Below are 23,527 nucleotides of genomic sequence, written 5' to 3' on the forward strand. Positions count from 1 at the left end.
CAATCTCATGACGACAAAGATCATCCCTTCCCCGCTGAGCGACGACGAAGAGCCGCGCACGCTGCTGCCGAAGGGATGGTTGCGGCCGCGCGGCTACGCCAACGGCATGAGCGCGAAGGGCCGGCTCGTCGTCACCGGCGGCGTCGTCGGATGGGACCTCATGGGCCAGTTTCCCGAAGGGCTTGCGGCGCAAGCGCGCCAGGCTTTCGAGAACATCGTCGCCATTCTCGACGCCGGCGGCGCGAAGCCGCGCGATCTCGTGCGCCTCACTTGGTATGTCACCAGCATCGAGGATTACAACGCCGAGCTTCGCGATATCGGCCGCGCCTATCGCGACTGCTTCGGCGCGAATTATCCCGCGATGGCGGTGGTGCAGGTGGTGAGGCTCGTCGAGCCCGCAGCGCTGATCGAGATCGAAGCGACCGCTGTGGTGGCGGAGTAGGTTCGCGTTTTCACAGAAGCCCGTCATTCCGGGGCGCGCTGAAGGCGCGAGCCCGGAATCCATAGCGCAGCGTCGAATATTTCTGGATCCCGGGCTCCTCGCTTCGCTCAGCCCCGGGATGACGAACCTGAAAGAGCTCCGCCTGCGAGGTCAGCTCGCCGACCCGCTTTTCACGCCTTTCCCCATCATATAAGTCTCGACCACGCTGCGCTCGTCGCCGAGCGTCGACAGCACGAACAATTCCTCATCGAGCGACGACACGGTCTCCATGCGGTGCGCCATGGCCGGCGTCGCGCGCGCATCGAGCACGACAGCGTCGCATTCGGCGCCAACGAAGAAGCCGCCAATTTTGTCGTCAAGTCCGAGCGCGACCGCGTTGCCGCGCGTCATGGCGTGGAACGCCTGATCAGGCGAAAAGCTCTGGCCGTTGAGCTGCAGCACCTTGTAGGCCTCGCCGGCCGTGCGCAGCATGGAATAGCTTGTGCCGCCACCGACATCGGTGGCGAGCGCCACGCGCAGCGGCCGCTTCGGATCGCGCGCGGCGCGCCAGTCGAACAGGCCGCTGCCGAGGAACGTGTTGGAGGTCGGGCAAAAGACCGGAACGGCGCGCCTCTCCGCCATGCGCGCCCATTCGCTCCCGCTCATATGGATGCAATGGCCGATGAGCGATTTCTCCGTCACAAGCCCGTAGCTCTCATAGATCGCGAGATAATCCTTCGCGTCCGGGAACATCGACAGCACGGTTTCGATCTCGCGCCGGTTCTCGCTCATATGGGTCTGCATATGGCAATCGGGATGCTCCGCGACCAGCGCGCGCGAAACCTCAAGCTGCGCCTCGCTCGACGTGATGGCGAAGCGCGGGGAGATGGCGTAGCCGATGCGGCTCCGTCCATGCCACTGCGCGATCAGCTCCTTCGAATCGCGATAGCCGCTCTCGGGCGTGTCGCGCAGCGCCTCGGGGCAATGGCGGTCCATCATCACCTTGCCGCCGATCATGCGCGCGCCGCGCTTTTCCGACTCCGCGAAGAAAGCTTCCGCCGACGCCCGATGCACGGAGCAATAGGCGACGGCCGTGGTCGTGCCGTTGCGGATCAGCTCGTCGAGGAAGAACGTCGCGTTGCGCGCGGCGTGAGCGGGATCGGCGAATTTCTGCTCCTCGACGAAGGTGTAGCGGTTGAGCCAGTCGAGAAGCTGAGCACCGTAAGACGCGATCACCTGCGTCTGGGGAAAATGGATATGCGGGTCGATGAATCCAGGCGTCACGAGATGCGGCCGGTGGTCGGCGACCGGCGCGCGCGGCGCCTGGCTGAGAATGTCGCGGGCGTCGCCGACCGCGGCGATGCGCCCCTCCCGCACCAGCAGCGCCCCATCCTCGATGAAGCGACGGGCGGCCTCGCCCTCGAATTCGGGGTCGCCGTCGAACCAGAGCAGCCGGCCCCGGATGATCAACGCCTCGCCCGTCCCCGCCCGTTCGTCCGCCTGCCCGGCCTGCATCTTGCACCCGCCTCCGCTCTCGGCCACCCTGCGACGCCAATCCCTTTGATAGACCTGAAAGCCGACGCCATCTTACGGATAATCTTGAAAATGATTCCAGACGCCTGCGATTGTGGAGCCAGGCGGGCGGGCGATGATGCCGCCGGCGCGGCCGCCGCGGCGTCTCGTTAAAGCGAAGCAATCCCAATGCCGGCGATGCGTCGAACCATACGGTTTCTCCTCGGAAGCGAGGCGCGGGAGGTCTCTTCCTGCGACCCGACCGCGACCCTGCTCGACTGGCTGCGCGGCGAGGCGCGCCTGCGCGGAACCAAGGAGGGCTGCGCCGAGGGCGATTGCGGCGCCTGTACGGTCGTGATCGGCCGGCTGGAGGGCGGCCAGCTGCGCTACGAGGCGATCAATTCCTGCATCCGCTTCCTCGGCACGCTCGACGGCTGTCATCTCGTCACGGTCGAGCATTTGAAGCGGCCGGACGGAACGCTGCATCCGGTGCAGCAGGCGATGGTCGATCACCACGGCTCGCAATGCGGCTTCTGCACGCCGGGCATCGTCATGTCGCTGTTCGCGCTGTGGCTGAACGAGGACCGCCCGTCCGACACGCGCATCGAGGACGCCCTCGCCGGCAATCTCTGCCGCTGCACCGGCTACGAGCCGATCCTGTCGGCCGCGCGCGGGATGTATGATCTCGGCGCCCGCGCCGAAGACCTCATGGTGAAGCGTTCGGCCGAGATCACGGCGACGCTGACGAAATGGCGCGACGATTCCACCGTGGAGATGGCGAGCGGCGAGCGCCGCTTCCTCGCGCCCGCCACGGCGGATGAACTCGCGCGCCTGATCGCGCATGAGCCCAAGGCCACGGTGCTCGCCGGCGGCACCGATGTCGGGCTGTGGGTGACGAAGGAGATGCGCGATATCGCGCCGCTGATCTATCTCGGCCGCGTCGATGCGCTGAAGAAGATCGAGGATGTCGGCGACGCGCTGATCTTCGGCGCCGGCGTCAACCATATCGATGTCCGCAAGGCGCTCGGCAAACTGCATCCGCATCTCGACGAATTGATGCGGCGGTTCGGCGGCGAGCAGATCCGCAACGCCGGCACGATCGGCGGCAATATCGCCAACGGCTCGCCAATTGGCGATCTGCCGCCGGCGCTGATCGCGCTGGGCGCGTCGATCACGCTGCGGCGCGGCGCCGGCCGGCGCGTCATTCCGCTCGAACAATATTTCATCGCGTATAAAAAGCAGGATCGGAAGGACGGCGAATTCCTGCAATCGATCACGGTGCCGAAGCCGCCGCGCGACGCGTTGATCCATATCTCGAAAATATCGAAGCGTTTCGACGAGGATATCTCCTCGGTCTGCGGCGCGTTTCTCCTGAGGCGCGCGGCCGACGGAACGATCGCGCAGGCGCGCCTCGTCTATGGCGGCATGGCGGCGACGCCGAAGCGCGCGCACAACGCCGAGACGATCCTGAAAGGCCGCGCATGGGACGAAAGCGCCGTCGCATCCGCGATCGGCTGCCTCGCTGTCGATTTCAAGCCGCTCGACGACATGCGCGCCAGCGCGCGCTATCGCGCCATGGTCGCGGGCGCGCTGCTGCGCCGATTCCTGATCGAGACGACAGAGCCCGATGTGAAATTGCGCGTCGCGGGACCGCTGGCGGGAGCCGTCCATGGCTGACGCAGCGCCTCTCTCCCCCACGCGCGCCATCAAGGGTGGCGTCCACAAATCGCAGGCGCATGATTCCGGCCACAAACATGTGGCGGGCGAAGCGCTCTATATCGACGATATTCCCGAGCCCACGGGAACGGCGCATCTCTATCTCGGCGTCGCCGACCACGCCCATGCGATGATCGCTTCAATCGATCTTGCAAAGGTTCGCGCGGCGCCAGGCGTCCTCGCCGTCTTCACCGCAGCCGACGTTCCCGGCGTCAACGACATCAGCTCGACCGGCCGCCATGACGAACCGATCTTCGCGACCGACAGGATCGAATATCACGGACAGCCGATCTTTGCCGTCGCCGCCGCGACGCGCGATCAGGCCCGGCTCGCGGCGAAGCTCGCGAAGATAGAATATGTCGATCTCGCGCCCATCACTGATGTTGCGGCGGCGCGCGCCGCCGGCGGCAAGCTCGTCACCGATCCGTTGAAACTCGAACGCGGCGATATCGCGGGCGCGATGGCGGCCGCGCCGCGCCGCATCAAGGGCTCGATGGAGATCGGCGGGCAGGATCATTTCTATCTCGAAAGCCAGATCGCGCTCGCAGTGCCTGGCGAGGATGGCGACGTTGCGATCTATTCCTCAACGCAGCATCCGAGCGAAGTGCAGCACATGGTCGGGCACGCGCTCGGCGTTTCCTCCCATGCGGTGACGGTGGAATGCCGGCGCATGGGCGGCGGCTTCGGCGGCAAGGAGACGCAGGCGAACCTGTTCGCCGTCGCCGCCGCGATCGCGGCGAAGAAACTCGGCCGCGCGGTGAAGATCAGGCCCGACCGCGACGATGACATGATCATCACCGGCAAGCGGCATGACTTCGTCGTCGATTACGAGATCGGCTTTGATGATGACGGCCGCATCCATGCGGTTGATGCGATCTACGCCGCGCGCTGCGGATTCTCCGCCGATCTCTCCGGACCTGTGACCGATCGCGCGCTGTTCCACGCCGACAACGCCTATTTCTATCCCGCTGTGCGGCTGCGCTCGGAGCCACTGAAAACCACCACCTGTTCGAACACCGCGTTCCGCGGCTTCGGCGGCCCGCAAGGCATGGTCGGCGCCGAACGCTTCATCGATGAAGTCGCCTACGCCACGGGAAAAGACCCGCTCGATATCCGCAAGCTGAATTTCTACGGCGCAGCCGACCGCAATGTGACGCCCTACCACCAGACGGTAGAGGACAACATCATCACTGACGTGATCGCTGCGCTGGAGACGCGCTGCGATTATCACGCGCGCAAGGCGGCGACGCGCGAGTTCAACGCGAAGAGCAAGATCATCAAGCGCGGAATCGCGCTGACGCCTGTCAAGTTCGGCATCTCCTTCACCGCCACCTGGTACAATCAGGCCGGCGCGCTGGTTCACATCTACGCCGACGGCTCCGTCCATCTCAATCATGGCGGCACGGAGATGGGCCAGGGCCTCTATGTCAAGGTGGCGCAAGTCGTCGCCAACGCCTTCCAGATCGACGTCGACAGGGTGAAGATCACCGCGACGACGACGGGCAAGGTGCCGAACACGTCCGCGACCGCAGCATCATCCGGAACCGATCTCAACGGCATGGCGGCGCTCGCGGCCTGTGAGACGCTGAAGGAACGGCTCATCGATTTCGCCGCCGCGCACTGGCATGCGCCGAAGGATCAGGTGGAGTTCCTGCCGAACCGGCTGCGCGTCGGAAATCAGGAGATCGCCTTCGCCGAGGTCGTCAAAGCCGCCTACATGGCGCGCGTGTCTCTGTCCTCGACCGGCTTCTACAAGACGCCGAAGATTCACTGGGACCGCGCCAAGGGGACCGGCCGTCCGTTCTTCTACTACGCCTATGGCGCAGCCGCGTCCGAGGTCGCGATCGACACGCTGACCGGCGAATATCGCGTCGAACGCGTCGATATTCTCCATGACGTCGGCAAGTCGCTCAATCCCGCTGTTGACAAGGGGCAGATCGAAGGCGGCTTCGTGCAGGGCATGGGCTGGCTGACGATGGAGGAATTGTGGTGGGACGCGAAGGGCCGCCTGCGCACGCACGCGCCCTCGACCTACAAGATCCCCGTCGCATCGGACCGACCGCGCATCTTCAATGTCGAACTCATGTCGGATGTCGTCAATCGCGAGGAGACGATCCATCGCTCGAAGGCGGTGGGCGAACCGCCTTTGATGCTCGGCATGTCGGTGCTGCATGCGCTATCGGACGCCATTGCAAGCTGCGGCGATTATCGCATCTGCCCGCGGCTCGATGCGCCGGCGACGCCCGAGCGTGTGCTCTTCGCCGTCGAGCGTGTGCGCGCGCAAGCGAAAGGCGTGTGACGTGAAACCGCTCGCGCCCTTCCTCGCGGAAAAACTCAAGCGGCGCGAACGCGTGATGATGATCCGCATCGACGAAGCCGTGGGTTCGACGCCGCGCGAGGCCGGCGCGACCATGCTGGTCACAGCCAACGACGCGCTGGGCTCCATCGGCGGCGGCCAACTTGAATTCCATGCGATCGATGTGGCGCGCGAGATGATGGCGACGGGCGAGAGCGAACGCGCGATCGACCTGCCGCTCGGGCCGCATCTCGGCCAGTGTTGCGGTGGTCGCGTGTTGGTGCATCTGCGCATCGCTGATGAAGCCGATGTTGCGGCGCTGGCGCGCGCCGACGAAGCCGAGCTCGCGCGCGACGCCGAAGCGCTGATCTTCGGCGCCGGCCATACCGGCCGCGCGCTGGCGCGCATGCTGGCGCTGCTGCCTTCGCAGACGCGGCTGATCGATGATCGCGACGGCGTGTTCGATGATCTGCCCGCAAGCATCTCTTGCGAGCGCCTCGACGATCCCGAAGATGCGATCAGGTCAGCGTCGCCGCACGCGGCCTATGTCATCCTCACCCATAGCCACGCGCTCGACTATCGCCTTGCTGACGCCGCGCTCCGGCGCGGCGATGCGGCTTATGTCGGCATGATCGGTTCGAAGACCAAACGCGCGCGCTTCGAGAAATGGTTCATCCAGCGCGGCGGCACGCGCGCGGCGCTGAAGCGGCTGACCTGCCCGATCGGAGGCGGCGACGTGCGCGACAAGAGGCCGGAGATCATCGCGGCCCTGACGGCGGCCGACATCGTGCGCGCGGTTCATCTGTCACGCGCGTCGGCGGAGGGGGACATGAATGGCCGGGCCGCCTGAACCGCCGCGACTCGCGCTCGCCGGCATCGGCAAGAGTTTTCCCGGCGTGCGCGCCAACGACGATATCAGCTTCTCCGTCGCGTCAGGCAAAATCCATGCGCTGATCGGCGAGAACGGCGCCGGCAAATCGACGCTGGTCAAGATCATCTATGGCGTGCAGCAGGCCGACGAAGGCGACATCTTCTGGCAGGGCGAACGCGTCTCGATCCCCAATCCCAAGGCGGCGCGCAAGCTCGGCATCGGCATGGTGTTTCAGCATTTCTCACTGTTCGAGCCGATGACCGTGATCGAGAATATCGCGCTTGGCTTCGATCATGCGATCGACCGCAAGGAGCTCGAGCGCCAAGTCGAGAAGGTGCTGTCCGCCTATTCCATTCCGCTCGATCCGCATCGCGCCGTGCATACGCTCTCGGTCGGGGAACGCCAGCGCATCGAGATCGTGCGCTGCCTGCTGCAGAATCCAAAGCTCCTCATCATGGACGAGCCGACATCGGTGCTGACGCCGCAGGAGGCGGAGCGGCTGTTCGATACGTTGCGACAGCTCGCGCGCGAGGGATGCTCGATCCTCTATATCTCGCACAAGCTCGGCGAGATCAAAACTTTGTGCGACAGCGCCACCATCCTGCGCGGCGGCAAGAAGGTCGCAGAGTGCGATCCGAAGATCGAGACGACGCGCCGCATGGCCGAACTGATGATCGGCGCTGAACTCAAGACAGTCACGCGCGCCGAACGCGCAGCTTCTGCGGAAGCGAAGCCGCGCTTTGCCGTGAACAATCTCTCGCAAACCGCCGAAAGCCATTTCGGCGCGAGCCTAAAGAATATTTCGCTGTCGGTGAAATCGGGCGAGATTTTCGGCGTTGCGGGCGTCGCCGGCAATGGCCAGGGCGAGTTGCTGCTGGCGCTCTCAGGCGAAATCCCCTGCGCTCCATCGACGATCACGCTCGACGGCAAGCCGATCGGCGATCTCGGCCCCGACCAGCGCCGCAAGCTCGGCCTCTGCGCCGTGCCGGAAGAGCGCAACGGCCACGCCGCGGTGCCCGATCTCTCGCTCGCGGAGAACACCGTGCTCACGGCGCGCCAGCGCATCGGGCTCGTCGCCAGCGGTTTCATCGGCGCCGGAAAGACCGAAAGCTACACCGCCAAAATCATCGAGCGCTTCGGCGTGAAGGCGAACGGATTTTCCGCGCTGGCGCGCAGTCTTTCCGGCGGCAATTTGCAGAAATTCATCATGGGCCGCGAAATCCTGCAGACGCCCGACGTGCTCGTGGTGTCGCAGCCGACATGGGGCGTCGACGCCGGCGCCGCCGCCGCGATCCATCAGGCGCTGGTCGATCTCGCGACGCGCGGCTCCGCCATCCTCGTGATCTCGCAGGACCTCGACGAGTTGCTGACGCTCTGCGACCGCATCGCCGTCATCAATGAAGGCCGGCTGTCGCGCGCGCTTGATGTGAGCGGCGTATCGATCGACGAGCTTGGCCTGCTCATGGGCGGCGTGCATGGTGAACATGCCGGTGATCCCCCCACGGAGGCCGCGCATGCTGCGGCTTGAGCGTCGCCGCGAACCCAGCGCGCTGATGCGCGGGCTCGCGCCCGTGATCGCTGTCGCATTGACGCTCATCGCCGGCTTCGTGCTGTTCACGCTGATGGGCTATTCCGGCGGCCTCGCCATCGAGCAGATGGCGATCGCGCCCGTGATCGATCCCACGCGCTGGCCCGATCTTCTCGTGAAGGCGGCGCCGCTGATCCTGATCGCGACCGGCCTCTCCATCGGCTTTCGCGCCAATGTCTGGAACATCGGCGCCGAGGGGCAATATGTGCTCGGCGGCATTTTCGGAACCGGCGTCGCGCTCGCGACCTGGGAAATGTCGGGCTTCTGGATCCTGCCGCTGATGCTGGTCGCCGGGATGATCGGCGGCGCGCTTTGGGCCGCAATCCCCGCGGCGCTGCGCGTGCGCTGGCGCGTCAGCGAAATCCTGTCGAGCCTGATGCTCACCTATGTCGCGATTCAACTTCTCTACTATCTCGTGCGCGGGCCATGGAAGGACCCGCAAGGATTCAATTTTCCGCAAACGCGCATGTTCAACGACAGCCAGACGCTGCCGATGTTGATGGAGGGAACCGTCATTCATCTCGGCGTCGCCATCGCGATCATCGCCGCGTTGATCGCCTGGGTGGTGATGGGGAAAACCCTGTTCGGCTATGGCGTGCGCGTGGTCGGGCTCGCGCCGGCGGCGGCGCGCCATGCCGGCTTCAGCGAGAGCCGCACGATCTGGGCGTCGCTGCTGATTGGCGGCGCGCTCTCGGGCCTCGCCGGCGCGCTTGAAGCAGCCGGGCCGTTCGGCCAGCTCGTCCCGCAATTCCCGACCAACTACGGATTCACCGCGATCATCGTCGCTTTTCTCGGGCGGCTTGATCCGCTCGGCGCCATCGTCGGCGCGCTGGTGCTGGCGGTGACCTATGTCGGCGGCGAACTGGCGCAAACGTCAGCCGGATTGCCGCAGGCGGCGGCCGGCGTGTTTCAGGCGATGCTGCTGTTCTTCCTGCTCGCGGTGGATGTGCTGATCCGCTACCGCATCGTCGTTGCGCGCTCGCATGTGAGAGCGGCGTGAAGATGACAATTCCGGAGAGCCTGCGATCGATCGGGATTAGCTTTCCCTCCCCCCGCGCAGCGGTGGGGAGGGGCAGGGGTGGGGGGCGTCGCCCGCACGTTGAAAGATTCAGGAGATATGCTTTCGACGACTCCTCCGCCGCGCGCGAGAATGTTCCGATTCCCCCCACCCTCACCCTCCCCACCGCTACGCGGGGGGAGGGAAACGATTGGCATCTCGCCTGTGAAATGTTGAACGACGCATCCTCCTCTCCCGCCGGGGGAGAGGGAGAGCCAGTCTCGAAGATTCCGGCGCACATCGCATGACCAGCGCGATCATGATTTCCATCATCATGACGATCCTGGTCGCGGCGACGCCGATTCTGCTTGCGGCGCTGGGCGAACTCGTGGTCGAGAAATCGGGCGTGCTCAATCTCGGCGTCGAAGGCATGATGCTGTGCGGCGCGGTCGCGGGCTTCGCCGCGACAGCAGCGACAGGCTCGCTCTGGATCGGCTTTCTCGCCGCGATGATCGCCGGCGTGATCGCTTCGATGATCTTCGCCGCGCTGGCGCTCAGCCTCACTTCCAATCAGGTGGCGACGGGGCTGGCGCTGACGATCTTCGGCGTCGGCGTCTCCTCGCTGATCGGCAAGCCCTTCGTCGGCCGCACGGTCGGCCGGCTCGGCGCACTGTTCCCGAGCGCGCTGTCTGATCATCCCATTCTGCGCGTCGTCTTCGGCTATGACGTCATCGTCTATGGCGCGATCGCGCTGGTGGCGCTCGTCGGATGGTTCCTGAAATCGACGCGACCCGGCCTCATCCTGCGCGCCGTCGGCGAAGCGGATTCGTCCGCGCATATGATCGGCTATCCCGTGCTCGCGATCCGCTACGCCGCGACTGCTTTCGGCGGCGCGCTCGCCGGAATCGCGGGCGCCTATTTCTCGCTGGCGCTGACGCCGATGTGGGCCGACCGCCTGACCGCCGGCCGCGGCTGGATCGCGCTGGCGCTCGTCGTCTTCGCCTCATGGAAGCCGGGCCGGCTGCTGATCGGCGCCTGGCTGTTCGGCGCGGTCATGACGTTCGAGCTGCAGGCGAAGGCGATGGGCGTGACATGGCTTGCGCCGGAGTTCCTCGCCATGCTCCCCTATCTCGCGACCGTGGTCGTGCTGACGCTGATCTCCATGCGCCGGGCGGGCGAGGGATCGGCGCCCGCCTGCCTCGGCAAACCATTCGCCGCCGCCTAATATCGCTTCAATTCAACAGAGAGGGGTCTTCCATGTCACACCGCATCGACCGCAGGACGCTCATCGCAGGCGCAGGCGCCGCTGCGACCTTGCCGCTCATCGGCGGCGAAGCCGCGGCTCAATCGCCGCTTGGCGTCGGCTTCATCTATGTCGGCCCGATCGGCGATTTCGGCTGGTCCTACATGCACAATCAGGGACGCCTCGCCGTCGAAAAAGAGTTCGGCGCGAAAGTGAAGACAAGCTTCGTCGAGAACGTCGCTGAAGGCCCTGACGCGGAGCGCGTCATCCGCCAGCTCGCGCAGGGCGGAAACAAGCTGATCTTCACGACCTCGTTCGGCTTCATGCAGCAGACGGCGAAAGTGGCGAAGGCGTTCCCGAATGTGAATTTCGAGCACGCCACCGGCTATATGCGCGACAAGAATCTCGCGACCTACAACGCGCGCTTCTATGAAGGCCGCGCGGTGATCGGCACGATCGCCGGCCTGATGTCGAAATCGGGCAAGGCCGGCTATGTCGCCTCCTTCCCGATCCCGGAAGTGGTGATGGGCATCAACGCGTTCACGCTGGCGGCGCGCAAGATCAATCCGAAATTCGAGACGAAGGTGATCTGGGCCTCGACCTGGTACGATCCGGCGAAGGAGGCCGACGCCGCAAAGGCGCTGATCGATCAGGGCTGCGACATCATCACCCAGCACACGGATTCGCCGGCGCCGCTGCAGGCGGCGGAGCAGCGCGGCGTCTACGCCTTCGGACAGGCTTCCGACATGAAGAGCTTCGCGCCGAAGGCGCATCTCACCGCGATTGTTGACAACTGGTCCGGCTATTATGTCGAGCGCGTGAAGCTCGCGCTTGAAGGCAAGTGGACGTCGGGCGATGTGTGGGGCGGCATCAAGGAAGGCTTCGTCAACATCTCCGCCTATAACGACGCGGTGACGCCGGAAGCGCGCGCCGCCGCAGACAAGGTGAAGACCGACATCGCGTCCGGCGCGCTTCATCCCTTTACCGGCCCGATCAAGGACAACAAGGGCGCCGAGCGCCTCAAGGCCGGCGAGAAGGCGACCGACGAGGCGCTGAACAAGATGGACTGGTATGTCGAGGGCGCGCAGGCTTAGAGCGCACTGACTTCGAAAGGCTTGAAGCCCGGCTGTAACGCCGGGCTTTTTGTTGGGAGGAGCCTTGCCGGAGAGACAGCGCTTTTCTCTGGCAAGTCGTCGTCCACGCCGGTTATCCCATTACATCGCAATCTCTGGGATAACTTGAGGCGTTGCCCCCTGATTTCCAGATTTCAGGGGCAACATTGTTGCCCCCTTAAATTGCTTTTCAGGGGGCAACATGTCATCCTGCCCTGATGATCGCGATCAGCCTGTCCGCGCGCACCCTGTACGCTGAACTGGCCCAGCGGGCCGATTTCGGCGGACTTACCCCTGCAACTGTCAAAACACGCATCCGACGCGGCGGCCGCAAATATCTCTACGCCCGCGAAAAGCACGGCTCGGCGCAAGTCGAAACCTATCTCGGCCCCGCCGACGACCCGGACGCCGCCGAAAAAGCGGCTGCGCTCCGCCGCGCCCGCGGCGATTCCAACCAACGGCGCGAGATCGTTCAGATGATCAAGCGCGCTGGGGTCGCTGGCCCGTCAAAGCAGACCGGGCAGATTCTTGAGGCGCTTGAACGCGCCGGGCTTTTCGACAGCGGGCTCATCGTGGTCGGCACAATTGCGTTCCAGATGTATCCGATCATCATCGGACATCATCTTGCGAATGCGGGAATGATGACGAACGACGCCAATTTCGCAGTGGCTTCGATTATCGACATTCGGGGCGACGCGGAACTGACCACCGTCCTTCAGCGCGGCGACCCTTCATTCGCTCCACAAAATCAGCTGAAGAAATCCGCCCTGCCGAAGCGCTTTCGCGCGGCGAACGGATTCGAAGTAGAAATCCTTACCCCAATCAGATCGCGCCGGGATGAGGACCCCGTCGCGGTGAAGAACATCGCAGCGTCGGCCACCCCGCTTCACTATCTCGAATTTCTGATCGAGGACGCCATGCCAGCGGTCGCGCTCTATGGCTCCGGCGTGCGCGTCAGGATTCCGCAACCGGAACGCTACGCCACGCACAAGCTGATTGTTGCGGCCCAGCCCGAGCGCGATCGCGCCAAGCGCGCGAAAGACCTCGTGCAAGCGGCGGAGTTGATCGAAGCGTTGGCGCGCGACAATCCTGACGCGCTGGCGGCGATCATGAATGAAGCGGCCGCACGCGGCCCGAAATGGTCGGCGGCGATAACGTCGAGCCTGATTCTTCTTGACGAGCAACACGGCCTCAAGACACGGCTTTCCGCCGGTTTTGCAACCGAAATCGAGAAGCTGTCGCGCCGTCGCGCCCCGGCTCGCGTAGCCGGGACGAAAAAAACGCCGGCGAAAGCGGCGGCAGCGAAGAAAGCGCGCAAGCGTTAGGCTCGATCAGCCTTGCGCCCGCGCTTCGCCCCCTCGGCGAAGGATGCTATAGGAAGCAGCAACTTTCTCGCGGAGAGTCCGATGCGCGACTCCAATGATGCGCTATTGCTCGACCTCATCGAATGGATCGATCGCGACGAACGCACCTACGCCGACGTGATGGACGCCTGGCGCACCTCCTGCCCACGGCTGCCGGTATGGGAGGACGCGAATGATCGCGGGCTCGTCACGCGCGTAAGTGAGGGCGGTCGCTCGATGGTGCGCGTGACGGAGGAAGGGCGCGCGCTGCTGCGCCGCCGCGACTCTTCCACCGTCCAACATGCTTCAGCCGCTTGATGATCTGAATCGCAAGAAACGGGTGGGGCCGATGCGCCCCGCGTGAGAACAGGAGCCTCGACATCGCGATCGACGCGAGAGGAGGCTCTGATGAACACGCTCAAGAAAAAGGTCGCCATCATCACCGGCGCGAGTTCGGGAATAGGCCGCGCAACGGCTCTGTTGTTTGCGCGCGAAGGCGCGAAGCTCGTTCTTTCCGGCCGGCGTAAAGACGCGCTCGACGCGCTCGTTTCAGAAATCGCCGCGCAGGATGGCGAAGCGATTGCGATCGCCGGCGACGTGACCGATGAAGCGCATGCGCAGGCGCTCGTGAGCACTGCGATCGAAAAATTCGGCGGGCTCGACATCGCCTTCAACAATGCCGGCATCGTCGGCGCCATGAAGCCGGTCGCGGAGCTTTCCCTGGAGGAATGGCGCGAGACGCTGGAGACCAATCTCACCAGCGCCTATTTCGCCGCGCGTCATCAGCTTCCCGCGCTGCTTGCACGCGGCGGCGGCTCGCTGATCTTCACATCGAGCTTTGTCGGCCACACCGCGGGGATGCCCGGCATGGGCGCCTATGCCGCGAGCAAAGCCGGACTGATCGGCCTGACCGAGACGCTGGCCGTCGAATGCGGCGCGCGCGGCGTGCGCGTCAACGCGCTGCTTCCCGGCGGAACGGAAACGCCAATCGCGGTGTGGAACGCGCCGGGCGCCGGCCCCGAGGTGCGGAGCTTCATCGAGGGCTTACATGCGCTCAAACGCGTGGCGCAGCCCGACGAGATCGCCCGCGCCGCCCTCTTCCTCGCCTCGGACGCCTCGAGCTTCATGACCGGGGCCGCAATGCTGGTCGATGGCGGCGTCTCCATCAACAGAACCTAAGGTGGACATCGGGACATAAATCGCCGCAATCGCCCGGCAGGAGCGGGAACCGGGGTTCGCGGAGCTCCGCAGGGGCGATTTTGAGGTGACGTCAGCCGTAGAAGCGGGATCGTCAGCCGGGCCGGGCGGCCCGGCCGGCGCCGGTTGGCTTGGCGAGAGATCGGGAGACTCGCGCGCTCCGGTCTGGGCAGTGGCGATTTCGGCGGCGCTGCATGCGCTCGTGGCGGCGGCGCTGCTTTTCGCGCCTGAGAAGACAGTGGAGCCGTTGACCGAAGCGACCCCTGTGGAAATCGTCACGTCGGACGAGTTCGCGGCGCTGACGCCTCCGGCCCCTCCCCGGCCCACAGCCCCTTCCCCGCCTGCGGCTCCGCCGCCCCCCTCGGCCATGATCCCGGCTCCGGCGACGCCCGTTCCCACGCCGGCTCCGACGCCTCCGACTCCCGCTCCGGCCCCGGCGCCCGCAACGCCGCGCCACGAAACGATTCACGCGACGACGATGATGTCCGCCGCGGTGCTCGCGCAGCCGCGCAGCCGCGCTTCGGTCGCCTTTCTGAAGTCGCTCGACGATGACGGCCGCATCGAGCAGCTCTGCAACATCGAGGCGATGGCGCAGATCAGCGATCGCTTTCCCGAGATCAGGCCGGACAGCGTGATCGCCTACGCCATGGCCGACACGCAGATCCGGCGCGACGTGATCGTGGCCAAGGGCGCGGCGATGCATGGACGCGAAGGCTGGACCAATCTCTCCTTCACCTGCCGCACATCAGCCGATCGCAAGACGGTGCTCAGCTTTGAATATCTCGTCGGCGATGCGATCCCGCGTTCGGAATGGTCATCGCGCAATCTGCCGGCGAAGCCCGCGCCGCTGCATTAGGGCTGACGTGGCTTGAATTTCAAATATCGCCGCTTCGCGGAGTCTTTCGCTGGGCCCCGGACTTCATTCCACTCGCTGACGCTCGTTTCATGAATCCGGGGACGGAGACAGCTTCATACTGCGACAAAGAGGCTCTCTCCGTCCCCGGAACGGTGAAGCGAAACGAAGTTGAGCGGAACCGTGTCCGGGGCCCAGCGAAAGACTCGCGAAGCGACATTCCGGAATGACTTTTCAACTCCCGCTCATCGCCGCCGCAGGTTTACGATTCGCAAGCGGCAAGGGGCAGAGATCGCCGCAATCGGCGACGCCGGGCAGGAGATAGCGCAGGCAGCAGAGTTTCCGCCGCCGCACCGGCGCGCCATTCTCAATGGGATATCTCACCTGCGCGAACATCGGATTGCGCTCCCCGCGCGCGCCTGCGCGACGTTCGAGACAATCCTGGCCGGCCTGGAGCGCGGCCGGCGGCGCGTCGATCTCGCGAAGCTCTCGCAACGTCCATTCAAAGATCGCAGCGGCGTTGCACCAGAGCAGGCGCTGCGAGACGCCGAGATGTCTGGAGAAATGGTCGATCAGCGGCTCGACATGGCCGTCGAACAGGCGCGCGAAATGCCGGCCTGCCTCGTCATCGAAACACTTCCCCTCGTCGGGGATGATCACCGCCGCAGTGCGTCCTCTCTCATGGAGCGCGATCTCGATGCGATCGAGTTCGACCGGTAGCCCACGGCGCAGCATGACGATGGCCGCCGTCGTCGGAATGATGAGCGCGCCGAAATGCCATTGCGTCCACATCGACACGACCGCGCGCCAGTCGGCTTCGCCAAAGAAGCCGCCATAGCGAACAAGAATCTGCTTCGCCGTGTCGGCATAGAGCAGATCCCTGCCCGACACGGATGAGGCATGCTCGCCCGGCAGCGCAAGACTGTCCTCAGCGCACGCGAGATTTCCGACGAAGCAGGGCGCGAGCGAGGCGATCACGTCGCAGCGACTTCGTCGCGCGCCAGATCGCTCGCCTGCGCCGCGCGCCGGGCGAGGCGCCAGACGGCCGGCGCGGCGATTGCAGCGAAGATGGCGGCAAGCGCGAAGCAAGCGCCATAGCCGAAATGCTGCGAGATGAAGCCGGCGCAAACGCCGCCGGCCATGCTTACGAGCGCGTCCATGCATTGCAGCAGCGTGAAATCGACGCCAGCCTGCCGCGCATCCGCCAGCGCCATGAATTGCGCGTAGAGCGCGACGAAACCGAACGCCATCAGCCCGGATGAACTCGCAATCGCCAGCGCGACTAACGCCGCCTGCGGAAAGCCGCCACGCAACGCAGCGAATGCGAGTCCGGCGAGCGCAAGAGCCTGGAGAACGAGCGCAAACGTCATGATCGTTCGCGCGCCAAAGATGCGCACCAACGCGCCGCCGGCCAGCGCGCAGAGGAAGCCGACAATCATGCCGCCGACGCCATTGATCATTCCAAGCGAGGTCAGATCGAGACCGGAATCGACGAGAAACGGGCCCAGCATGCTCAGGCCCCATTTCTGCGCGACGACATAGACGGCCGCGAGTGCAAGCCCCGCCCGCATGTCGTCGCGGCGAAGCGCGTTGCGCAGCGACGGCTGATGGCCGGAAACTCCGGGCGACGGGCGCGGCTGCGAGAGCAGAAAGGGCAGCGCCAGAACGAGCAGCAGCGCCGCCATCGCAAAAGTCGCGGCGCGCCAGCCATAAAGTTCGACAAGCACAAGAAACAATCCGGAGCCAATCGCCGAACCGAGATAGGCGCCGCCAACCTGCGCCGCATTGCCCCAGCCGTGATGCTTCTCCGACAGCGCCTCGACCGCGTGTCCATCGCAAGCGATGTCGACTGTCGAGGCGGCGAAAGCGATCAGGATGAAGAAGCCTACAAGCAGCGCGGGATGATCGACGCCCGCGAACGCGACGGCGGAAAGGCCGAGCGCCGAGATGACGCCGCCCACGAGCACGATCACACGCGAGCGGCTGACGCCCTGCTTCGGCGAGCGATAACGCTCGATGACGGGCGACCACAGGAATTTCAGCGCCCAGGGCAGGATCGAGAGATAGATGAGCCCGATCCGGTCGAGCGGCAGACCGCGCTCGCGCAGCACGCTCGGCAGACCGAAGAAGCTCAATCCGCCGATGATGCTCTGGCCGACATAGAGCCCGCCGACAGAGAGGACGACGGCCGTCGGCGCGCTGAATTCGCGCGCCGAAGCCATGCGCGCGGAGACCGCGCTCACCAGCGGTAACGCAGGCTGGCGATGATCTTGCGACCTTCGTCATAATAGCAGAAGCCTGATGTGCAGACCTGACGCACCTCGTCGAGCAGGTTCGTCGCGCTCAACTGCACGCGCACGCCCTTCAGCCGCGCGTCGAGATTTTCGAGATCATAGCGGATGGACGCGTCGAGCAGCGTGCGCGGTTCATTGTTGAGCACGGCGCGGCCGAGATTGTCGCCAAGGCTCGAGCCGACATAGCGCACGCCGCCGCCCAGCCCAAGACCCTTCGCAGGGCCGCCCTGCACGGCGTAATCGAGCCAGAGCGAGGCCATGTGATAGGGGATGCTCGACAGGCGGTTGCCGACCGTCTCCGCGGTGAGGCGCGTGATGCGCGCGTCGTTGTAGGAGTAAGAGGCCTGCGCGCTCCAGCCGTTGGCGAGCGACGCAACGCCCTCGATCTCGAAGCCTTGGGAATGGAGGTCGAGCTGCACTTGGCGGTTGATGCCTTCGACGACCTCATAGACCACAGCATTCTTCTGGCGCATGTCGAACACGGCGGCGCGCAGCGAGGCGTTGTAGCCGGGAATATCGTATTTCACGCCGATTTCAGTCTGCTCGCCTGTCGTCGGCGCGGCGACGGAGCCGCCGAGGATCGCGCCGGGATTGGGCGTGAAGGAGGTTCCGTAGCTGACATAGGGCGCGAGGCCGAAGTCAGTGACGTAGCTCAGCGCGGCGCGGCCGGTGAACTTGCCTTCGCTGCTTTTGTAGTCCGTGAGGTCGCCGGTCGCGGCGCCGGTTCCGAACTTGCTGCGCAGCCAATCGTAACGCGCGCCGGTGGCAAGGCGCCACGGCCCCCAGCTCATCTGATCCTGCGCATAGACGCCGGTCATCGTCTGCGTCTGGCGCGAACGAACCGAAATATCGGGGTCGACGCCGACGGTTCCGCCATAGCCTTCCTTCGACTCGTAAGTCAGGCGGCTGAAATCGACACCGGTGAGAATGGTGTGCTTGACGTCGCCGATGCGCAGGCGCGTCTCCAGCATCGTGTCGACGACGAAGCCTTCATTGCTTTCGCGCACGAGGCCGGGATAGCCGGCGAAGACATATTCCTGGTTCGTGCTCAGCGCGGAATAACGCGCGCGCTGGCGCAGCGTGAACATCTCGCTGAACTGATGTTCGAACTCGTAGCCGATGCGGCCCTGCTTCTGGTTGAAGTCGTTGTAGCGGCCGTCGCCGCCGAACACTTTGGTCGCGCCGATCGACTTGGAAAGCACGGCGCCCTGACGATCGACGTAAGGCGCGTACTGGTTGATGTAGGCTGCTGTGCCGCCGGTGGTCGAATCCATATATTCGCCAAGCACGGTGAGTTTCGTCGTCTCGTTCGGCTTCCAGGTCAGCGCCGGCGCGATGAAGACGCGATCATCCTTGATCGCGCTGATCTCGGCCTTCGCGTCGCGCGCAAGGCCGGTCAGGCGATAGAGCAGCGTTCCCTCAGGATTGGCCGGCCCCGAGAGATCGAACGCGCCCTGAAGACGGCCGAAGGAGCCGGTCTGCAATTCGATCTCGCGGAACGGCGTCTCGGTCGGGCGCTTCGAAATGAGATCGATGACGCCGCCGGTGCTGCTCGCGCCATAGATGGATGCGGCAGGCCCTCTCAGCACGGAGATCGCTTCGATTCCGTAGGGTTCGAGGCGGAACAATCCGTTCGGGCTGTTCACCTGTCGCAACCCGTCGCGGAACACGCCGGTATAGGTGACGTCGACGCCGCGAATGGTGAAAGCGTCATAGCGCGGATCGAATCCGTAAGTTCCGACGCGCGCGCCGGGCGTATAGGACAGCGCTTCGATCAGCGTTTGCGGCTTGCGCTCCTCGATCTGCTTCTGCGTGACCGTCGACACTGATTGCGGCGTCTCAAGCAAAGGCGTGTCGGTCTTCATCGTGCTGCGACCGGACGTCGCGACATAGCCGTTGGTCGAGATCACGCCCGGCGCGCCGCTTCCTTTCTGCCCTTCGACAATGATTTCATCGGTTGATTGCGCGCGCGCAGCGCCTGTTTGCGCCAGCGCGGCTTGCGACGCGAGAAGCAGGGAAGATGAGGCGAGAAGAAGAAGACGGAGAGTCACGACGCGATTCCGAACGCAGACACGCGCCGCTATCAGCATGAATTATTGTCCGTCAATTTTTTTAGTTTTGAATTTTTCGAAGTTGAAATTGCGCGATCAGATATAATATTTCTGTTTTGAATCGCTCCAGATTTGGCGAGGGTTTTTTCGTTTGCCGGAATCCAGAATTTCAGATTTGATTTTCCAGAAGTTGATTTGGAATACGAGAGAGAGCCCTATGATCAGGAAATATCGTCGCTTCGCGGAGTCTTGCGCTGGGCCCCGGACACGGTTCCGCTTCACTTCGTTGCGCTCCACCGTTCCGGGGACGGAGACAGCTTCAATCGTCGCTATCGAAGCTGTCTCCGTCCCCGGTTCCATGAAGCGACGGTGAAGCCGGAGCGGAATGGAGACCGGGGCCCAGCGCAAGAATCCGCGGAGCGACGAGCGAAGAAACTCAACACACTTTAGGATTATTCTTCTTCGAATCTGAGGCTCGCGGTTCGCTGTTTCAGCGCGAAGAGCGGCGCGCCCCTCACGCCGCGAGATAGGGGCTGAAAGGCTGCGGCGCGATCGGCGTCGTCTGCTTCGAAACGATTTCGATCGCGCCAGACTTCGTCACGCGTCCGATCGCCAGCGGCTTATGCAGGTGATGATTGGCGTCCATGATCACATCGACGCCGCTCGGCGCGCGCAGTCTCTGTCCCACCAGCGCGGCGCGCACGGCCGCGACATCGACCGAGCCGGCGCGCGTCGCCGCCTCGCGCCACATGTTAAAGCCGATCCAGGTCGCCTCCATGGGATCATCGGTGATCGCATTCGCGTCGCCGGTATGGGCGCTCCAGCGTTCGCGGAAGCTGCGATTCTCCGCGGTGTCGAGGCTCTGCAAATAGCTCCAGGCGACATAATGCCCCGCGAGCAGGCCTGAATCGAGCGCGGCCGCCTCGTTCTCGCCGATCGAGAACGCCATCGCCGGAACGTCGCTTGCGCTGACGCGCTGGCGGGCGAGTTCGCGAAAGAAGAAGGCGTTGGCGTCGCCATTGACAGTCGAGATGATCGCCGTGCGGCCGCCTTTCGCAAAGCGTTTGATGCGGCCGACGACAGGCTCCCAATCCTCATGGCCGAAGGGCGTGAGCTCGGCGGAGAGATCGTCGTCGACAAGTCCCTTCTGCTTGAGATAGCCGATGAGGATGCGATGGGTCGTCTGGGGATAGATGTAGTCGGTCCCGATCATCGCGAAGCGGCGGAAACCTCCGCCCTGCGGACTCATGAGAAAATCCACGGCGGGAATGGCCTGCTGGTTCGGCGTCGCGCCAGTATAGAAGATATTCGGCGATTGCTCCTGCCCCTCATACTGAATGGGATAGAAGAGCAGCCCGTCGCATTCCTCGATGACGGGCAGCGCCTCCTTGCGGCTGATCGAGGTCCAGCAGCCGAAGATCGCGGCGACCTTGTCCTCGGTAAGAAGCTTGCGCGAAAGGGGCCCGTAGGACGACCAGTCCGACCTGGTGTTGACGATGACGAGTTCGAGCGGACGGCCAAGCAGGCCGCCGCTGCGATTGACGTCGTCGACCAGCATCACCAGCAGGTCCTTCAACGGCCGCTCGGCGCTCGCCATGGTGCCGGAGAGCGAATGCAACACGCCGATGCGGATCGCGCCGCCCTGGATGTTGCGGAGGAAGCCGGACACGCTGTCGCGCAGCGAGGCGGATTGCGCGGTCAGGCGATCGGCGGCGGCCTCAAGATGTTCGGCGGCGTGGCGCGTCTCGGACGAGGAGCGCGTCACCGCCGCTGCGTGGCCCGACATGCTGTGGACGCTCGCCGCCACCTCATCGGCGTGACGGCTGATCTGGTTCGCGGCCTGAGCGCCCTCCGATATCAGCGCGCTCAGCTCCGCCGTCACGCGCTCGATCGAGCGGATGGCTTCACCGGCGCCGCTGAGGGCGGCGACCGCGTCAGCGACCGCATGGTTGGTGCGGTCGATGTCGGCGCGGATATTGGCGGTCGCCTCGCCGGTCTGGGTCGAGAGATTGCGCACCTCGGTCGCAACCACGGCGAAGCCCTGCCCCGCCTCGCCGCCGCGCTGCGCCTCGATGGTGGCGTTGAGCGCGAGCAGCTTGGTCTGGCGCGCGATCGAGTCGATCAGTGCGATGATCCGGCCGATGCGCTGGGCGCCGATGGCCAGCTCCTGCACAGTCTCATCGGTCGTCACGATCGAGCCGACGGCCGCGCCCGAGGTCTTCCGGGCGGAGTCGATCTCATCGCGCAAACGGTCGACCATCAGGGTGAGCTGGTTGGCCGCGGCGGCCACGCTGCTCATGCTGGCGGCCGCGACGCCGGCCATATTGGAGCTTTCGGTTGAGCGCTGCAGCGTCTCGTCGGCCTGTTTCGTCATCTGGACGGCGGTGACGCGCAGCATGTCCGCGGCGTTGGCGAGGTCGTCGATCGTGCCGCCGGTCGCCTGCTCGAGTTCGCGGATGAACCAGGATTGCGCGCTCTGGATCGTCCGCCGCTGGTCGTGAGCGGCCTTTTCCTCGACCGCCAGCGTATCGGCGCGCACGACCTGCTCGCGCAGCAGGCTCAGGCCCCGCGCGAGATCGCCGAGCGCGCCTGACCTTGCCTGATAGGGGATGCGGACGAACCGATCCTGCCGCGCGATCGCTCCCGCGGCGGCGACCAGCGCGTCGATGCGTTTCAGCCAGACGCGGCCGGCGGCGAATGCGACGGCTGCAGCGAGAGCAAAGCCAAGGGCGAAGCAGCCGAGTGAAAACAGGGGCGAATCAAAAGCGGGCACTGTTCGCCGGAAGAATATCGATGGCGGGAGGGCGCAAAACGAGGACGAGCAAACAGGAGCAAGAATGGCGCCGCCGGCGGCCATGTTTCGCGAAGCCGCCCGCGGCGAAACAAAACGTTACACTCGATACGCTTTCCCCAGCGTCGCGACATCTTGGCGAAGGCGTCCGACGCTAGCTTGCCTCCGTCGAACAGGGCGCTTCCAGAGAGCGCCGCGCGAGGGAGGCGAGGATGTCCATCACGCTCAGCCAGAAAGCGCCCGCAAACGTTTTCATGCCGACGCTTGGCGTCACGCGCGGCCAGACGCTGCTCAGCGCCTTCATCGCCATCCTGCTCATCGGATCGCTGTTCGCGTCGGCGACCATCACGCTCGCCTGCGCCGGCCTCTCCGCCTGCGACAGCGGCGCCGTCGTCGCGAACGAACGCGCCCTGCCCGGCTACGGCGTGAGAAGCTGACGAGACCGCTCCACATTCTTCCTTCCGCTCTGCTCCTGAAAGGAATTGAGATGCGCACCATGATGTTCAGCGCCGCATTCGCGATCATGTCGCTCGGCGCCGCGCAGGCGCAGTCGATCGGCGGACGCTACGACGTCGTCGGCGCCAATCTCGACGGCTCCGCCTATCGCGGCACGGCGCAGATCACGGCGACGTCGCAGAACACCTGCCGGATCGTCTGGAATACCGGTGGCGTTTCGGAAGGCATTTGCATGCGCAACAACAACGCCTTCACCGCCGCCTATTCGCTCCGCGGAAAAATCGGCCTGGTGATCTATCAGGTCATGAATGACGGCTCGATGCAGGGCCTCTGGACTCTCGCCGACACGCAGGGCGTCGGCCGCGAGACGCTTGTTCCGGTTCGTTAGAAACGCCTCACCTAACGAACCGGATCAAGGCGGCCGGCGACGCTGCGAGGCGTCGCCGGCCTTTTCGTTCCATTTTGCGCAAACGCGTTTCAATAATTCGCAAGGGCCCGAGGCCGGCGCCATGTCTGATTTGTCGGCCCGCACGCATGCGATTCGGACAGGCATGCCAAATATGTTCATTGCCGCGCGACTCCGAACCGGTTTTACGCATCGACGTTGATTGGCGCCACGTCACGTTTTCTTTGCCGAAGCGCCTCCGGCGCTCATCCAAACGCGTTCAAACCGCTTTTGTCTTTCACGCGCTCATAAAACTCGTAGCGCTGTTCAGCCTCCATTTGGTTTACTTGATGGATGATCGCGTTGTCTCAGGGGCGACGAGACGCAAGCGGTCGCAGGGG

19 protein-coding genes are annotated in these 23,527 nt (G+C 64.7%); 14 read left to right on the plus strand and 5 right to left on the minus strand.

Going from position 1 to position 23,527, the window contains the following annotated elements; translation table 11 throughout:
- Positions 1–7: 7 nt before the first annotated feature.
- Positions 8–442 (plus strand): RidA family protein, encoded by a 435-nt coding sequence (locus L8F45_RS14335; protein ID WP_342358559.1) that lies wholly within the window; start codon positions 8–10, stop codon positions 440–442.
- A gap of 150 nt (positions 443–592) precedes the next feature.
- On the opposite strand, the gene guaD is transcribed toward L8F45_RS14335, so the two are convergent.
- Entirely contained in the window at positions 593–1,936 is a 1,344-nt protein-coding gene (gene guaD, locus L8F45_RS14340) for a guanine deaminase (protein ID WP_342358560.1), read from the minus strand.
- A gap of 186 nt (positions 1,937–2,122) precedes the next feature.
- On the opposite strand from guaD, the gene xdhA reads away from it, so the two are divergent.
- The 11 genes from xdhA (at position 2,123) to L8F45_RS14395 (ending at position 15,152) form a co-directional block, all read left to right on the plus strand.
- Positions 2,123–3,610, plus strand: a complete 1,488-nt coding sequence (gene xdhA / locus L8F45_RS14345; protein WP_342358561.1) for a xanthine dehydrogenase small subunit — start codon at positions 2,123–2,125, stop codon at positions 3,608–3,610.
- Positions 3,603–5,948: a xanthine dehydrogenase molybdopterin binding subunit gene (gene xdhB, locus L8F45_RS14350; protein WP_342358562.1), complete on the plus strand. Its 2,346-nt coding sequence runs from the start codon at positions 3,603–3,605 to the stop codon at positions 5,946–5,948. The genes xdhA and xdhB overlap by 8 nt, the downstream gene beginning before the upstream one ends.
- A gap of 1 nt (position 5,949) precedes the next feature.
- Complete coding sequence (gene xdhC, locus L8F45_RS14355) at positions 5,950–6,795, plus strand: xanthine dehydrogenase accessory protein XdhC (RefSeq protein ID WP_342358563.1); 846 nt, start codon at positions 5,950–5,952, stop codon at positions 6,793–6,795.
- A complete protein-coding gene (locus L8F45_RS14360) occupies positions 6,779–8,344 on the plus strand; it encodes an ABC transporter ATP-binding protein (protein ID WP_342358564.1) in 1,566 nt (521 codons plus the stop codon). Before xdhC ends, L8F45_RS14360 begins: the two co-directional genes overlap by 17 nt.
- Positions 8,331–9,404, plus strand: a complete 1,074-nt coding sequence (locus L8F45_RS14365; RefSeq protein WP_342358565.1) for an ABC transporter permease — start codon at positions 8,331–8,333, stop codon at positions 9,402–9,404. The genes L8F45_RS14360 and L8F45_RS14365 overlap by 14 nt, the downstream gene beginning before the upstream one ends.
- A 301-nt stretch (positions 9,405–9,705) precedes the next feature.
- Positions 9,706–10,626 (plus strand): ABC transporter permease, encoded by a 921-nt coding sequence (locus L8F45_RS14370; RefSeq protein ID WP_342358566.1) that lies wholly within the window; start codon positions 9,706–9,708, stop codon positions 10,624–10,626.
- Positions 10,627–10,658: 32 nt separating this feature from the next.
- Complete coding sequence (locus L8F45_RS14375; protein WP_342358567.1) at positions 10,659–11,738, plus strand: BMP family ABC transporter substrate-binding protein; 1,080 nt, start codon at positions 10,659–10,661, stop codon at positions 11,736–11,738.
- A gap of 236 nt (positions 11,739–11,974) precedes the next feature.
- Entirely contained in the window at positions 11,975–13,081 is a 1,107-nt protein-coding gene (locus tag L8F45_RS14380; protein WP_342358568.1) for a GSU2403 family nucleotidyltransferase fold protein, read from the plus strand.
- Between the two features lie 81 nt (positions 13,082–13,162).
- The gene (locus L8F45_RS14385) at positions 13,163–13,417 is read left to right on the plus strand and encodes a hypothetical protein (RefSeq protein WP_342358569.1); all 255 of its coding nucleotides are present in this window, start codon (positions 13,163–13,165) and stop codon (positions 13,415–13,417) included.
- Between the two features lie 90 nt (positions 13,418–13,507).
- Positions 13,508–14,278: an SDR family oxidoreductase gene (locus L8F45_RS14390; protein ID WP_342358570.1), complete on the plus strand. Its 771-nt coding sequence runs from the start codon at positions 13,508–13,510 to the stop codon at positions 14,276–14,278.
- Between the two features lie 85 nt (positions 14,279–14,363).
- Positions 14,364–15,152, plus strand: a complete 789-nt coding sequence (locus L8F45_RS14395) for a DUF930 domain-containing protein (RefSeq protein ID WP_342358571.1) — start codon at positions 14,364–14,366, stop codon at positions 15,150–15,152.
- 231 nt (positions 15,153–15,383) lie between these two features.
- On the opposite strand, the gene fhuF is transcribed toward L8F45_RS14395, so the two are convergent.
- The 4 genes from fhuF to L8F45_RS14415 all read right to left on the minus strand — a co-directional run bounded on the left by fhuF (position 15,384) and on the right by L8F45_RS14415 (position 22,267).
- Entirely contained in the window at positions 15,384–16,127 is a 744-nt protein-coding gene (gene fhuF / locus L8F45_RS14400) for a siderophore-iron reductase FhuF (RefSeq protein ID WP_342358572.1), read from the minus strand.
- Entirely contained in the window at positions 16,124–17,392 is a 1,269-nt protein-coding gene (locus tag L8F45_RS14405) for an MFS transporter (RefSeq protein WP_342358573.1), read from the minus strand. The genes fhuF and L8F45_RS14405 overlap by 4 nt, the downstream gene beginning before the upstream one ends.
- Complete coding sequence (locus L8F45_RS14410; RefSeq protein WP_342358574.1) at positions 17,389–19,494, minus strand: TonB-dependent siderophore receptor; 2,106 nt, start codon at positions 19,492–19,494, stop codon at positions 17,389–17,391. The genes L8F45_RS14405 and L8F45_RS14410 overlap by 4 nt, the downstream gene beginning before the upstream one ends.
- A 514-nt stretch (positions 19,495–20,008) precedes the next feature.
- The gene (locus L8F45_RS14415) at positions 20,009–22,267 is read right to left on the minus strand and encodes a transporter substrate-binding protein (RefSeq protein WP_342358575.1); all 2,259 of its coding nucleotides are present in this window, start codon (positions 22,265–22,267) and stop codon (positions 20,009–20,011) included.
- A 230-nt stretch (positions 22,268–22,497) separates the two neighbouring features.
- Here L8F45_RS14415 and L8F45_RS14420 point away from each other — a divergent pair, with 230 nt between their 5' ends.
- Positions 22,498–22,722: a hypothetical protein gene (locus L8F45_RS14420; RefSeq protein ID WP_342358576.1), complete on the plus strand. Its 225-nt coding sequence runs from the start codon at positions 22,498–22,500 to the stop codon at positions 22,720–22,722.
- Between the two features lie 50 nt (positions 22,723–22,772).
- On the plus strand, positions 22,773–23,129 hold the full coding sequence (locus tag L8F45_RS14425; protein WP_342358577.1) for a hypothetical protein: 357 nt from the start codon (positions 22,773–22,775) through the stop codon (positions 23,127–23,129).
- Positions 23,130–23,527 lie beyond the last annotated feature (398 nt).

Source organism: Terrirubrum flagellatum, assembly GCF_022059845.1.
Taxonomy (GTDB): domain Bacteria; phylum Pseudomonadota; class Alphaproteobacteria; order Rhizobiales; family Beijerinckiaceae; genus Terrirubrum; species Terrirubrum flagellatum.